The sequence below is a fragment of the Streptomyces flavofungini genome, assembly GCF_030388665.1.
Classification (GTDB): Bacteria; Actinomycetota; Actinomycetes; order Streptomycetales; family Streptomycetaceae; genus Streptomyces; species Streptomyces flavofungini_A.
The window spans coordinates 1110166-1126350 of the sequence record NZ_CP128846.1; the positions used below are offsets into that span (position 1 = coordinate 1110166).

Below are 16185 nucleotides of genomic sequence, written 5' to 3' on the forward strand. Positions count from 1 at the left end.
CGTAGTCACAAGAAAAACCGCACCGGTCGGGCCGACCGGGCCGGTGTGACCGGCCCGGTCGGACTGATTCAGGAAATGCCGAGTTCTTTGTCGATGAAGTCGAAGACCTCATCGGCGGACGCCGACTCGAGGCGCGAGGAGACTTCCTCGCCGTCGGCCGGCGGCTCGGCGTCCGCGCCCTTCCACTTCGACATCAGTGCCTCCAGGCGCATCGTGATGCGCATGCGGGCGCTGTCGTCGGGCGCGATGGAGCTGAGGCCCGCCTCCAGGCGGTCCAGCTCCTGGAGGGTGGAGTCCACCCCGGCGGTGTCGTCCTCGAGCAGCTGCGTGCGCAGGTACTGGGCCAGGACGACGGACGTCGGGTAGTCGAACACGAGGGTGGCGGGCAGCCGGAGCCCCGTGGCCTTGTTGAGGCGGTTGCGGACCTCCACGGCCGTCAGGGAGTCGAAGCCCAGCTCCCGGAAGGCGCGGTGGGCGTCGACGGACTCCGCTCCGGTGTAGCCGAGCACGGCGGCCGCGTGGGTGCGCACGATGTCGAGCAGGATCACCTCGCGCTCCGGCTCGGTGAGCGGGGCGAGGCGGCGCCGGAGCCCTGCGGCCGCGTCGTCGCCGGTGCCCGCGTCGGCCTGCGGTTCGGCGGCCACCGACCGCGCGTACCTGCGCACCTCGGGCAGGTCCCCGATGAACGGGCTCGTCCGCGCCGAGGTGAAGGCGGGCGCGAACCGCTCCCAGTCCAGGTCGGCGACGGCGACGAACGTCTCGTCGCGCGCCACGGCCTGGGCGAGCGCGGCGACCGCGAGGTCCGGCGCCATCGGCTTGAGGCCCCGGCGGCGGAACTGCTCCTCGCCGTCGTCCCCGGCCATGCCGCCCCCGGCCCACAGGCCCCACGCCACGGAGGTGGCGGTCAGACCGCGCGCCCGGCGCCGCTCGGCGAGGGCGTCGAGGTGGGCGTTGGCGGCGGCGTAGGCGCCCTGGCTGCCGCTGCCCCACACGCCCGCGTTGGACGAGAACAGCACGAACGCGTCCAGCGCGTCAGTGTCGAGGAGCGCGTCGAGGTGGGCGGCGCCCGCGACCTTCGCCTCCAGGACGCCCGCGATGTCGGCGGCCGTGGTCTCCGCGAGCGGCTGGCCCTGGCCGACGCCCGCCGCGTGGAACACGGAGCGCAACGTGTGCCCGTCCTCGACGAGGCGGCCGAGCAGCGCGGCGACGGCGTCCCGGTCGGCCACGTCGCAGGCCGCGACGGTCACCTTGGCGCCCAGCTCCTCCAGTTCCGCCTGGAGTTCGACGGCGCCGGGCGCGTCCGGGCCGCGACGGCTGGTGAGCACCAGGTGCTCGACACCCTCACGGGCCAGCCAGCGCGCCACATGCCCGCCGATCGCACCCGTACCACCGGTGACCAGCGCCGTCCCGCGCGCCGTCCACTCCGGCGTCGCGCCCGCGCCGATCGGCGCCCGCACGAACCGGCGGACGAGCACGCCCGCCTGCCGCACCGCGAGCTGGTCCTCGTCCCCGGCGCCGGCGAGGATCCCGACGAGCTGGGACACGGCCCGCTGGTCGGGGTCCTGCGGCAGGTCGACGAGGCCACCCCAGCGGTCGGGGCATTCGAGTGCGGCGACCCGGCCGAGCCCCCACACCTGCGCCTGCGCGGGCAGGGCGGCGTGGTCGGCGGGGCCGGTGGCGACGGCGCCGCTGGTGACGGCCCACATCCGCGCGCCGATCCCGGCGTCGCCGAGAGCCTGCACGAGGGCGACGGTTCCGGCGAGACCGGCGGAGACTCCGGCCTCGTCAGCGGCCGGGGCCTCGTCGAGGGCGAGGAGGCTGAGCACGCCGGACAGGTCCGCGTCCGTCCCGGCGGCCTGCTCGCGCAGCCGCTCGGCCAGGGCCTCGCGCGTCATCTCGCCCGCTGCGACGCGGAGTTCGTGCGTCTGGGCTCCGGACCGTGCCAGGGCCTCGGTGACGGCGACGGTCCACGCCGCGTGCGCCGCCTCCGCCCCCTCAGGCTCCTCCGGTACGACGACCAGCCAGCGGCCCGTCGGACCGGCCGCCGGGAGACCGCCCGCGAGGGGCTCCCAGGCGACCTGGTAGCGCCAGCTGTCGAGCGTCGACCGCTCGCGCCGCTGCCGCCGCCAGGACGAGAGCGCGGGAAGGACCGCGCCCAGCTCGGCGGCGGAGCCGTCCGCCACGTCCAGCTCACTGGCCAGCTGCTCCAGGTCCTCGCGCTCCACGGCGTCCCAGAACCGCGACTCGACCTCGTCCGTGGCCGACGGCGCGCCTTCGGGCTCCTGCTCCGCCTCCGGGGCGAGCAGCCAGTAGTGCTCGCGCTGGAAGGGGTAGGTGGGCAGGTCGACGGTGGTGCGGGCGCCGGGGAGGAGGGCCTTCCAGTCGAGTTCGGCGCCGTGCGCGTGGGCTTCGGCGAGGGAGGTGGCGAGGCGGTCGGCGCCGCCCTCGTCACGGCGCAGAGAACCGAGCGTGACAGCGGGGCTGTCGGTCGCGTCGATCGTCGCCTGCACCGGGACGGTCAGGACCGGGTGCGGGCTCATCTCCACGAACAGACCGTGCCCCTCAGCCAGCAGGCCACGAGTGGCGTGCTCGAACAGGACCGTCTGGCGCAGGTTGCGGTACCAATACCCGGCATCCATCGGGGTGTTGGCATCCAGCCACTCCCCCGTGAGGGTCGAGAACAGCGGAACCTCAGCAGCCTGCGGAGACACATCCGTCAGGGCCTTGGCTATCTGCGCCTCGATCTGCTCCACATAGGAGGAATGCGAGGCGTAGTCCACCGGGATCGTGCGGGCGCGGATGTCCTGCCCGACGCACTGGGCGACCAGCTCCTCCAGCGCCTCCGCCTCACCGGAGACCACGACCTGGGCGGGGCCGTTCACGGCGGCCAGCTCGATCCGGCCATCCCAGGACCCGATCAGCTCGCGCACTTCCTGCTCGGGCAGCGGCACGGACACCATCCCGCCCTTGCCCGACAGCTCCCGAATCGCCAGGCTGCGCAGCGCCACCACACGGGCGGCATCACGCAGGCTGAGGGCACCCGCGACGCACGCCGCGGCGATCTCACCCTGGCTGTGCCCGACGACGGCGGCGGGCTGCACACCCGCCGCCTGCCACGTCGCCGCCAGCGACACCATCACGGCGAACAGGACCGGCTGGACCACATCCACCTGATCGAAGTTGTCCCCGCTCAGCTCGTCGAGCAGGTTCCACTCGACGAACTCGGAGAGCGCCTCGCCACACTCCCGCATGCGCTCCGCGAACACCGGACTGGAGTCGAGGAGTTCACGGGCCATCCCAGCCCACTGCGAGCCCTGCCCCGGGAACACGAACACCGGACGGACCGTGCCGCCCTGCGCGCGGCCCACGACCACGTTCTGCGCGCTCGCGTCGTCCCGGGCCAGCGCGTCGAGCCCGGCGAGGAGTTCGTCGCGGTCGCGACCGAGGACGACGCCCCGCTGGTCGAACCGCGACCGCGCGACCGCCAACGACCAGGCGACATCACCGAGTTCGAGGTCGCCGTGGGCCAGGAGGTGTTCCCGCAGGCGGGCGGCCTGGTCGCGGAGCGCGCCCTCGGTCTTCGCCGAGAGCGCCAGCGGTACGACGCCCGCGAGCACCGGCTCCGGCACGTCACCGGTGTCCCCGGTGTCGGCCCCGGCGGGCTGCGGCTGCTCGGCGGCCGGGAGCTGTTCCAGGATGACGTGGGCGTTCGTACCGCTCATGCCGAAGGAGGAGACACCGGCACGGCGGGGCGCGCCACCGTCCCGCTCGGGCCAGGCGCGGGCCTCGGTCAGGAGCTCTACGGCGCCTTCGGTCCAGTCGACCTCGGGGGTCGGCTCGTCGACGTGCAGCGTCTGGGGAAGTACGCCGTGGTGCATGGCGAGGACCATCTTCATGACGCCCGCGACGCCGGACGCGGCCTGGCTGTGCCCGATGTTGGACTTGATGGAGCCCAGCCACAGGGGTTCGCCGGTCTCCGGGCGCTCCTGGCCGTAGGTGGCGAGGAGCGCCTGGGCCTCGATGGGGTCACCGAGGGTGGTGCCGGTGCCGTGGGCCTCGACCGCGTCGACGTCGGCGGGGGTGAGGCGGGCGTTGGCGAGGGCGGCGCGGATGACGCGCTGCTGGGAGGGGCCGTTGGGGGCGGTCAGGCCGTTGCTCGCGCCGTCCTGGTTGATCGCGGAGCCACGGACGACCGCGAGGACCTTGTGGCCGTTGCGCCGGGCGTCGGACAGGCGCTCCAGGAGCACCATGCCGACGCCCTCGGCCATGCCCATGCCGTCGGCGGAGGCGGCGAAGGCCTTGCAGCGGCCGTCGTCGGCGAGGCCGCGCTGCTGGCTGAAGGCGATGAGCGCGCCGGGTGACGACATGACGGCGACGCCTCCGGCGAGCGCGAGGGAGCACTCGCCCTGGCGCAGCGCCTGTGCTGCCAGGTGCATGGCGACGAGCGACGACGAGCAGGCCGTGTCGACCGTCACCGCGGGGCCTTCGAGGCCGAAGGTGTAGGCGATGCGCCCGGAGATGACGCTGGGCGCGCTGCCGGTGAGGATGTGGCCCTCGGATCCGGCGGACACCTGGCCGGGGCCGGTGCCGTAGTCCTGGTAGTTGGTGCCGACGAACACTCCGGCGGCCTCGCCGCGGACCGCGCGCGGGTCGACCCCGGCGCGCTCGAAGGCCTCCCAGGAGGTTTCGAGGAGGAGGCGCTGCTGCGGGTCCATGGCCAGGGCCTCGCGGGGCGAGATGCCGAAGAAGGCCGGGTCGAAGGCGCCCGCGTCGTGCAGGAAGCCGCCGCCCCTGGTCGTGGTGGTGCCGGGGGTCTCCGGGTCGGGGTCGTAGAGGTGGGCGATGTCCCAGCCTCGGTTGGCCGGGTAGCCGCCGACGACGTCGGCGCGCCCTTCGAGGACCTCCCACATGCGCTCGGGGCTGCTGATGCCGCCGGGGTAGCGGCAGCTCATCGCGACGATGGCGATGGGCTCGTCGGTGGCCGCGGCGACGGGTGCGAGCGGGGTCGCGGTGGTGGCCTTGTCGGCGCCGAGGACCTGGGTGCGCAGGTACGCGGCCAGGGCGGTGCCGTTGGGGTGGTCGAAGACGACCGTGGTGGGCAGCTTCAGGCCGGTCGCCGTGCCGAGCCGGTTGCGCAGGTCGACGGCGGTGAGCGAGTCGAACCCGAACTCGCGGAAGGCCCGCTCGGGGTCGAGTGCCTGCGCGGACTCGTAGCCGAGGACGGCGGCCGCGTGGGTGAGGACGAGGTCGACCAGGACGCGGTCCTGCTCGGGTGCGGGGAGGCCGGTCAGGCGCTCGCGCAGCGCGGTCGCCTTGGCCGACGTGTCCCCGCCGTCCGCGTCGGCCCCGTCAACGGCGGGCCCGCCCTGGGCGGCGAGGACGCGCTGGGCGTCGGGCAGGTCGGCGAGGAGCGGACGGGCGCGCCGCGAGGTGAACACGGGCACGAACTGGTCCCAGTCCACGTCGGCGAGTGCCAGGAACGTCTCGTCGTCGTCGAGGGTCTGCCGCATGCCCGCGAACGCGAGGTCCGGGTCGAGGAACGGCAGTCCCTGGCGGCGCAGTTGCTCCGGGTCGACGTCGATCGGCGCGCTGCCGCTCAGGTACGGGTTGACGACGTTCCACACGCCCCAGGCGATGGAGGTCGCGGTCAGGCCGCGCGCCCTGCGGTGCTCGGCGAGAGCGTCGAGGTGCGCGTTGGCGGCGGCGTACGCGGCGTGGTCGCCGCTGCCCCAGACACCCGCGATGGACGAGAACAGCACGAACGCGTCGAGGTCCGTGCCGTCCAGGAGCTCGTCGAGGACGACGGCGCCCGCGACCTTCGCGGCGACGATCTCGGCGAACTCGTCGAGCGTGGTGGTGGCGATCGGCGCGAGCTCGATGAGCGCGGCCGCGTGGACGACGGCGCGCAGCGTGTGCCCGTCGGAGGCGAGCCCGTCGAGCAGGGCGGCGACGGCGTCGCGGTCGGCGACGTCGCAGGCCGCGATGGTCACCTGGACGCCCAGCTCCTCCAGTTCGGCGCGGAGTTCGGCGGCGCCGGGCGCGTCCGGGCCGCGGCGGCTGGTCAGGACGAGGTGCTCGGCTCCCTCGCGGGCGAGCCAGCGCGCCATGTGGGGGCCGAGGGCGCCGGTGCCGCCGGTGATGAGGACGGTGCCGCGCGGCGCCCACGGGGACGGGGTGGCGCTGTCGTTCGCGGTGGCGTCGCCCTTCGCGGGCGCGGCCTTCGCGGACGCGGCGGGTTCGGCGCGGACGAGGCGGCGTACGAAGACTCCGGAGCCGCGCACGGCGAGCTGGTCCTCGTCGCCGACGCCCGCGAGGATCCCGGCGAGCCGGGCCGCGGTGCGGCTTTCGGGGACGGCCGGCAGGTCGACGAGGCCGCCCCAGCGCTCGGGGTGTTCCAGGGCCACGACGCGGCCGAGGCCCCAGGTCTGTGCCTGGGCGGGGCTTTCCACCCGGTCGTTGCGGCCGGTGGAGACGGCGCCGCTGGAGATCACCCACAGCTTGGCGTCCGTCCCGGTGTCGCCCAGGGCCTGGACGAGCGCGACGGTGCCCGCGAGTCCGGCGGGCAGCACGGGGTGCTCGGGGTGGGGTTCCTCGGCGAGGGCCAGCAGCGACACCACGCCGACGGGCTCGGCCCCGGCCGGGGCGTCGGGGGTGCCGACGATCTGCTCGCGCAGCCGTGCGGCCAGTGCCTCACGCGTCAACTCAGCTGCGTTCACGCGGACTTCGGCGACCTCCGCACCGGCGGCCGCCAGCGCCTCGGTGACACCCGCGGTCCACAGGTGCCCGGCAGCCTCCTCCGGTACGACGACCAGCCACCGGCCCGTCAGCACCGGACCGGGCAGAACGCCACCCGCCAAGGGCTTCCACATGACGCGATAGCGCCACCCGTCCACAGTCGACCGCTCACGCCGCTGCCGCCGCCACGACGACAGGACCGGCAGGACCGCGCCCAGCTCGGCGGCGGAACCATCCGCGACCTCCAGCTCCGCCGCGAGCCCCTCCAGGTCCTCGCGCTCCACGGCCTCCCAGAACCGCGCCTCCACCTCGTCCACGGCCGGGGCGGGCTCGGCGTCCGCCTCCTGCTCCGCCGAGAGGAGCCAGTAGTGCTGGCGCTGGAAGGCGTAGGTGGGCAGGTCCACGGTGGTGCGGGCGCCCGGGAAGAGCGCCTGCCAGTCCAGCTCCGCGCCGTGCGCGTGGGCTTCGGCGAGGGAGGCCGCGAGACGGTCGGCGCCGCCCTCGTCGCGGCGCAGGGAACCGAGGGCCACGACCGCGCCCTCGCGTCCTGCGGCCTCGATGGTGGCCTGGACGGGGACGGTGAGGACCGGGTGGGGGCTCATCTCCAGGAACAGGCCGTGTCCTTCGGTGAGCAGGCCGCGGGTGGCGTGCTCGAACAGGACCGTCTGACGGAGGTTGCGGTACCAATACCCGGCATCCATCGGGGTGTTGGCATCCAGCCAGGCCCCGGTGAGGGTCGAGTACAGCGGAATGTCGGCGTCCTGCGGCGCGAGCCCGGCCAGGGCTTCGGCTATCCGCTCCTCGATCTGCTCGACGTACGCGGAGTGCGAGGCGTAGTCGACGGGGATCGTGCGGGCGCGGACGTCCTGGCCGACGCACTGGGCGACCAGCTCCTCCAGCGCCTCCGGCTCACCGGAGACCACCACCTGCGCGGGGCCGTTCACGGCCGCGACCGAGATGCGGTCGCCCCACGCGGTGATCAGCTCACGCACCTCGGCCTCGGGCAGCGGCACGGACACCATCCCGCCCTTGCCCGACAGCTCCCGGATGGCCAGGCTGCGCAGCGCCACCACACGGGCGGCATCCCGCAGGCTGAGCACGCCCGCGACACAAGCCGCGGCGATCTCGCCCTGACTGTGCCCGACGACGGCGGCGGGCTGCACACCCGCCGCCTGCCAGGTCGCGGCCAGGGACACCATCACGGCGAACAGGACCGGCTGGACCACGTCCACCTGATCGAAGTTGTCCCCGCTCAGCTCGTCGAAGAGATCCCATTCGACGAACTCCGCAAGGGCGTCGGCGCACTCCCGCATCCGCTCGGCGAACACCGGGCTGGAGTCGAGGAGTTCACGGGCCATGCCCGCCCACTGCGAGCCCTGACCCGGGAACACGAACACCGGACGGACCGTGCCGCCCTGCGCGCGTCCCGTGACCACGTTCTGCGCGCCCGCGTCGTCCTGGGCCAGCGCGTCGAGCCCGGCGAGGAGTTCGTCGCGGTCGCGGCCGAGGACGACGCCACGCTGGTCGAACCGCGACCGCGCGACCGCCAACGACCAGGCGACATCACCGAGTTCGAGGTCGCCGTGGGCCAGGAGGTGTTCCCGCAGGCGGGCGGCCTGGTCGCGGAGCGCGCCCTCGGTCTTCGCCGAGAGCGCCAGCGGTACGACGCCCGCGACCACCGGCGCCGGCGCGTCAACGCTCGCGTCGGCCTCCGGCTCCTCGGCCGTCGGGCCCTGCTCCAGGATGACGTGCGCGTTCGTCCCGCTGACGCCGAACGACGACACGCCCGCGCGGCGCGGCGCACCGCCGTCCCGCTCGGGCCAGGCGCGGGTCTCGCCGAGGAGTTCCACGGTGCCCGCCGACCAGTCGACCTCGGGGGTCGGGGCGTCCATGTTCAGCGTGCGCGGCAGGACGCCGTGGCGCATCGCCATGACCATCTTGATGACACCGGCGACACCGGCGGCGGCCTGCGTGTGGCCGATGTTGGACTTCACGGAGCCGAGGAGCAGCGGCCGGTCGGCCGGGCGGTCCTTGCCGTAGGTGGCGATGAGGGCCTGGGCCTCGATGGGGTCGCCGAGGGGCGTGCCGGTGCCGTGGGCCTCGACGGCGTCGACGTCCGTGGTCGTGAGGCGGGCGTTGGCGAGGGCCTGGGTGATGACGCGCTGCTGGGAGGGGCCGTTGGGGGCGGTCAGGCCGTTGCTGGCACCGTCCTGGTTGATGGCCGAGCCACGGACGACAGCGAGGACCTGGTGGCCGTTGCGCCGGGCGTCGGACAGGCGCTCAAGGACGAGCATGCCGACGCCCTCACCCCAGCTGGTGCCGTCGGCGGCGGCCGCGAACGGCTTGCAGCGGCCGTCGGGGGCCAGGCCGCGCTGGCGGCTGAATTCCAGGAAGGTGCCCGCCGTGGGCATGACCGTCACACCGCCCGCGAGCGCGAGGGAGCACTCGCCCTGCCGCAGGGCCTGCGCGGCCAGGTGCAGGGCGACCAGAGAGGACGAGCAGGCGGTGTCGACGGTGACGGCGGGGCCTTCGAGGCCGAAGGAGTACGAGATGCGGCCCGAGGCGATGGCGCCGGAGCTGCCGGTGCCGAGGTAGCCGCCGAGGTCCTCGGGGACGCTCGCGAGCTGGGAGCCGTACTCGTGGTAGATGAGTCCGGCGAAGACGCCCGTGGGGCTGCCGTGCAGCGTGGCCGGGTCGATTCCGGCGCGCTCGATGGCCTCCCAGGAAGTCTCCAGGAGGAGCCGCTGCTGCGGGTCCATGGCCAGGGCCTCGCGGGGCGAGATGCCGAAGAACGCGGCGTCGAACTCGCCCGCGTCGTGCAGGAAGCCGCCCTCGCGGGCGTAGCTGGTGCCGACGCGCTCGGGGTCGGGGTCGTAGAGGGACGCCGTGTCCCAGCCGCGGCCCTCCGGGAACTCGGTAATGGCCTCCTCGCCGTCGGTGAGCAGCCGCCACAGGTCCTCGGGGGTGTGGACGCCGCCGGGGAAGCGGCAGCTCATCGCGACGATGGCGATGGGCTCGTCCTGGGCCGCGACGGCCACCTGCGCGCTGCGGCCACCGGTGGTGCCCGGGGCGTCCGCGAGGTCGCCGAGGATCTCGGTGCCGAGGTACTGGGCGAGGATCTTGGGCGTCGGGTAGTCGAAGACGAGGCTGGCGGGCAGCCGCAGCTCGGTGGCCGCGTTGAGGCGGTTGCGGAGTTCGACGGAGGTCAGCGAGTCGAAGCCGAGCTCCTTGAACGCCTTGGTGGGCGCCACGTCGTCGCCGGAGGCGTAGCCGAGCACGGCGGCCACCTGGGCGCGGACGAGGTCGATCAGGGCGCGCTCGCGGTTCTCGGGGGCCAGTGCGGCCAGCTGGTCGGCGAGCGACGTCCCGGCCGCCGCGGGTCCGGACTCGACCACGCGGCGGGTACGGCTGCCGCCGCGGATGAGGCCCCGGAACAGCGGGGGCACGTCCGCGCCGAACTGCTGACGCAGGGTGTCGAGGTGCAGCTTCATGGGGACTAGGGCGCCGTCGGGCTGCGCGAGGGAGGCATCCAGGAGAGCCAGGCCTTCCTCGGCCGACAGGGCGGCGACACCGGCCCGGTTCATCCGGTCGATGTCCTCCTCCGCCAACGCACCCGCCATACCACCCTGATCCGCCCACAACCCCCACGCAAGCGACGTCGCGGGCAGACCCTGAGCACGACGGTGCTGCGCCAGCGCGTCCAGGAACGCGTTCGCAGCCGCATAGTTGGCCTGACCCGCACTGCCCAGCACACCCGCAGCCGACGAGAACAGCACGAACGCCGACAAGTCCAAGCCCGCCGTCAGCTCATGCAGATTGACCGCCGCGTCCACCTTCGGACGCAACACCGAGTCCAACCGCTCCGGCGTCAAAGAGGTGAGCACACCGTCGTCCACCACACCCGCCACATGCACGACCGCACCCAGGCCATCACGGACGGACTCAAGAAGCGTCTCAAGCGCCGCACGGTCCGCGACATCACACGCCGCGATGGTGACCGACGCACCCAACTCCTCCAGCTCCGCACGCACCTCACCCGCACCCGGAGCATCCTCACCCCGACGCGACACCAACAACAGATCCCGCACACCATGCCGCTCCGCCAGATGCCGAGCCACCACACGACCCAGACCACCCAGCGCACCAGTCACCAACACCGTGCCCCGCACGTCGAACACAGGCGGCAGCGTCAGCACGACCTTGCCCACATGCCGCGCCTGGGACAGATAACGGAACGCCTCCGGCGCCCGCCGCACATCCCACGCCCGCACCGGCAACGGCGACAACACACCCCGCTCGAACAGCGCCAGAACCTCCGCCAACATCTCCCGGACGCGGTCCGGGGACAGTTCGGCGAGGTCGAAGTTCCGGTACTCCACGCCCGGGTGGGCGGCGGCCACGGCCTGGGGGTCGCGGAGGTCGGTCTTGCCCATCTCCACGAACCGGCCGCCACGCGGCAGCAACCGCAGCGACGCGTCCACGAACTCCCGCGCCAGGGAGTTCAGGACGACATCCACGCCCTGTCCGTCGCTCGCCGCGAGGACGGACGCCTCGAAGTCGAGGGTCCGGGAGGAGGCGATCCGTGCGTCCTCGATGCCGGACCGGCGGAGCACGTCCCACTTGCCGGTGCTCGCCGTTCCGTAGACCTCGGCGCCGAAGTGCCGGGCGAGCTGCACCGCGGCCATGCCCACACCACCGGCGGCCGCGTGCACGAGGACCGACTCCCCCGCTTCGAGCCCGGCGAGATCACGCAGCGCGTAGTAAGCGGTGAGGAACACCGTCGGCACGGCGGCGGCCTGCGCGAAGGTCCAGCCCTGCGGCATCGGCGCGAGCATGCGCGCGTCGGCGACGGCCAGCGGGCCGAAGCCGCCGTCGATGAGGCCGAGGACGCGGTCGCCGACGGCCAGGTCCGTCACGCCGGGCCCGACCTCGACGACGACGCCCGCGCCTTCGGTGCCCATCTGGGCGTCGCCGGGGTAGATGCCGAGTGCGATGAGGGCGTCGCGGAAGTTCACGCCGGCGGCGCGTACGGAGACGCGCACTTCGCCCTCCGCGAGTGTCCTGCCACCGGACTCGTCGGCGTCGTCGGCGACGGGCAGCAGCGCCAGGTTCTCCAGAGTGCCCCGGCCCGTGACGCCCAACTGCCAGGACTCACCGGCGGGAACGTCGAGGGCGCCGCCGACGGCGCGCGCGAGCCGCGGCACCCACACCACGTCCCCGCGCACCGCCACCTGCGGCTCGTCCAGACCCAGCACCCCCGGAAGGAGCGCCACGGCCTGTTCACCGCCGTCGATGTCGACCAGGGCCAGTCGGCCCGGGTTCTCCGACTGGGCGGACCGCACGAGGCCCCACAGCGGCGCGTCGACGACGCCCGTGGCCGTCACCACGTCGCCGGAGCCGACGCCCACGGCGCCGGAGGTCACGACGACGAGGCGCGCGTCGGCGCCTTCCTCGAACGCCAGCCACTCCCCCACGACGTCCAACGTGCCGTACAGGGAGGCGCGCACGGATCCGGTGGTGTTGCCGTCGTGCGTGTCGGTGACGCGGGTGACGAAGACGGACTCGGGCAGCGTCGCCCCGTCGCGCACGGCGGCCGCCAGGGCGGCCACGTCGGCGTACGCGGTGACTGTCGCGCCGGTGGCGGCGAGCGCGGCGCGCAGTCCCAGTCCGTCGGTGCCGATGACGGCGTACGGGCCGCTCGTGGCGGGCGCGGGTGCGGACACCACGGTCCAGTCCACGCGGAACAGCGAGTCGTCGTCGGTGCCGGACGCGGCGTCGAGGTCTTCGGCGGCGAGTGCGCGCAGGACGAGGGAGTCGACGGTGGCGACGGTGGCGCCGGAGGCGTCGGCGAGGGTGAGGGCCACGGCGCCGGACGCGGCGGGCGTGAGGCGGACGCGGAGCGCGGACGCGCCGGTCGCGTAGAGGGTCACGCCGGTCCAGGAGAACGGCAGCCGGGCGCCCGCCGTCCCGTCGTCGCCGACGGCGGTCAGGGCGAGGCCGTGCAGGCTCGCGTCGAGGAGCGCCGGGTGCAGCGCGTACGCGGACGCGTCGTCGCTCTGCGCGTCCGCGAGGGCGACCTCCGCGAACACCTCGTCGCCGCGGCGCCAGGCGGCTCGTACGCCCTGGAAGGCCGGGCCGTAGCCGAGGCCCGCGGCGGCGAAGCCCGCGTACAGCTCGGTGGTCTCCACGGCGACGGCGCCGGTCGGGGGCCACTGGGCGAGGTCGCTGTCGGCGTCTGCGGGCCGGGCGTCCGAGGGGTCGGCGGCGGCGAGCACACCGGCCGCGTGCCGGGTCCACGGCTCGTCGGGGACGTCGTTCTGGCGCCGCGAGTGCAGGGTGAAGGGGCGTCGCCCGGTGGTGTCGGGTTCCTCGACCCACAGTTGGAGCTGGACGCCGGTGCCGTCGTCGGGCAGCACGAGCGGGGCTTCGAGGATGAGCTCTTCGAGCAGGTCGCAGCCGACCTCGTCACCGGCGCGCACGGCCAGTTCGACGAAGGCCGTGCCTGGCAGGAGCGTCCGGTCGGCGACGACGTGGTCGGCGAGCCAGGGGTGCGCGTCGACCGAGAGCAGGCTGGTGAAGAGCCGGGCGTCGCTCCCGGCGACCTGGACGGCCGCGCCGAGCAGCGGGTGGTCGGCGTCGGTGAGTCCGGCCGAGGTGACGTCGCCGGTGAGGGCCGGGGCGTGCAGCCAGTAGCTCTGGTGCTGGAAGGCGTACGTGGGCAGGTCGACGCGGGCGCGGGACTCCACGGGGGCGTACAGCGGCGTCCAGTCGACCGTGATGCCGCGGACGTGGAGGTGCGCGAGGGCGGTGAGGAAGGTGTCGGGTCCGGGGCGGTCCTTGCGGGCTGCGGCGACGAGACCGGCCTGGGCGGCCGGGTCGGTGAGGGTGTCGTGGGCCATCGCCGTGAGCACCGCGTCCGGGCCGAGTTCGAGGAGCGTGGACGCCTCGAAGGCGGTGAGGGTGGTGAGTCCGTCGTGGAAGCGGACGGCCTCGCGGATGTGGCGGACCCAGTAGTCGGGGTCCTTGAGCTGGGCGGGCTCCGCCAGTTCGCCCGTGACATTGGAGACGACGGGCAGCTTCGGGTCCTGGTAGGCGAGGCCCTGCGCGACGGCGCGGAACTCCTCCAGGATCGGATCCATGAGCGGCGAGTGGAAAGCGTGGGAGACCTTCAGCCGACGGACCTTGCGGCCCTCACCACGCAGCTTCTCCTCCAGGCCCTCCAGGACCTTGAGGTCACCGGAGAGCACCACCTGCGACGGCCCGTTCACGGCCGCCAGACCGACCTGGTCGGACACTCCCTCAAGCAGCGGCAACACGTCCGCCTCGGCGGCCTGCACCGCCAGCATGCCCCCACCCTCCGGCAGCGACTGCATCAACCGACCACGCGCGGCGACGAGTTGAGCCGCGTCCTCCAGCGACCAGAGTCCGGCCACATACGCGGCCGTCAGCTCACCGATCGAGTGACCACCGACGATCTCCGGCCGCACCCCGAAGGACTCAGCGAGGCGGTACAGGGCGACCTCGACGGCGAACAACGCGGGCTGGGTGTACCCGGTCTGTTCGAGGAGTTCGGCGTCGGCGCCGAACATGACGTCCTTCAACGGCCGGTCCAGGAGCGGATCCAGGTGCGCGCACACCTCGTCCAGCGCCGTAGCGAAGGCGGGGAACGCCTCGTACAACTCGCGCCCCATGCCGACCCGCTGACTGCCCTGCCCGGTGAACACGACGCCGAGACGGCCCTCGACGACCGCGCCCGAGACGACGGTGGGGCCGTCGGCCGCCAAGGCGTCGAGGCCGGTGAGGAACTGCTCCTTGTCCTGGCCGAACACGACCGCGCGGTGCTCGTGGAGGGCGCGGGCCGACAGGAGGGTCCAGCCGACGTCGACGGGGTCGAGTCCGGGGCGGTCGGCCACGTGCTCGCGCAGCTTCGCGGCCTGAGCGCCCAGTGCCTCGGCGGTGCGGGCGGACACGAGCCACGGCAGGGCGGTCGCCGGGGCGGGTGCGGCGGGGCTCTCGGGGGTTTCGGCGGGCTCCTCCACCGGGGCCTGCTCCACGATGACGTGGGCGTTCGTACCGCTCACGCCGAAGGACGAGACGCCGGCGCGGCGCGGCACGCCGTCCTCGCGCTCCGACCACGCGCGGGCCTCGGTCAGGAGTTCCACGGCACCGGCGGACCAGTCGACGTGGGTGCTCGGCTCGTCGACGTGCAGGGTCCGGGGCAGGACGCCCGCCCGCATCGCCATGACCATCTTCATGATGCCCGCGACGCCGGCGGCGGCCTGCGTGTGGCCGAGGTTGGACTTCACGGAGCCCAGCCACAGGGGCCGGTCGGCGGGGCGGTCCTGGCCGTAGGTGGCGATGAGGGCCTGGGCCTCGATGGGGTCGCCGAGGGTCGTGCCGGTGCCGTGGCCCTCGACGGCGTCGATCTGCTCGGGGGCCAGGTGGGCGTTGGCGAGGGCCTGGAGGATGACGCGCTGCTGGGACGGGCCGTTGGGGGCGGTCAGGCCGTTGGACGCGCCGTCCTGGTTCACGGCGGAGCCACGCACGACGGCGAGGACCTGGTGGCCGTTGCGGCGGGCGTCGGACAGACGCTCCAGCAGCAGCAGGCCCGCGCCCTCGCCCCAGCCGGTGCCGTCCGCCGCGTCGGCGTACGGCTTGCAGCGGCCGTCGGAGGCGAGGCCGCGCTGCTTGCTGAAGTCGACGAACGTACCGGGCGTGAACATCACGGTGACACCGCCCGCGAGGGCGAGGGAGCACTCGCCCTGGCGCAGCGCCTGGATGGCCAGGTGCAGGGCGACCAGGGACGACGAGCAGGCCGTGTCGACGGTCACCGCGGGGCCTTCGAGGCCGAAGGTGTAGGCGACGCGGCCGGACACGATGCTGCTGGACGCGCCGGTGCCGAGGTAGCCCTCGACGTCCTCCGGCACGGAGTGCAGCCGTGATGCGTAGTCGTGGTACATGACACCGGCGAAGACGCCGGTGTGGCTGCCGCGCAGCGAGGCCGGGTCGATCCCGGCGCGCTCGAACAGCTCCCAGGAGGTCTCCAGGAGCAGCCGCTGCTGCGGGTCGGTGGCCAGTGCCTCGCGGGGCGAGATGCCGAAGAACGGGGCGTCGAACCGGTCGGCGTCGTGCAGGAACCCGCCCACGCGGGCGTAGGGCGTGTCGCCGCCGTCCGGGTCGTGCAGCGCGTCCGCGTCCCAGCCGCGGTCGGTGGGGAACGGTGTCAGGGCGTCGGTGCCCTCGGAGACGAGCTGCCACAGCTCCTCCGGGGTGCGGACGCCGCCGGGGTAGCGGCAGCTCATCGCGACGATGGCGATGGGCTCCTGGTCCCGCTCCTCCACCTCGCGCAGACGGCGACGAGCTTGACGCAAGTCGGATGTCGTCCGCTTGAGGTAATCCCGAAGCTTCTCCTCGTTCGACATCTGGTCGTCAGCTCCTCGTGGTGTTGAT

At 73.9% G+C, this 16185-nt stretch carries 1 protein-coding gene; it reads right to left on the minus strand.

Annotated features, from left to right (window positions below; translation table 11 throughout):
• Positions 1–68: 68 nt before the first annotated feature.
• Complete coding sequence (locus QUY26_RS04775; protein WP_436840267.1) at positions 69–16157, minus strand: type I polyketide synthase; 16089 nt, start codon at positions 16155–16157, stop codon at positions 69–71.
• Positions 16158–16185 lie beyond the last annotated feature (28 nt).

Excerpts from the sequence above, each read along its gene's own strand:
- QUY26_RS04775 (WP_436840267.1), bottom strand. The coding sequence starts at position 16,157 with ATGTCGAACGAGGAGAAGCTTCGGGATTACCTCAAGCGGACGACATCC.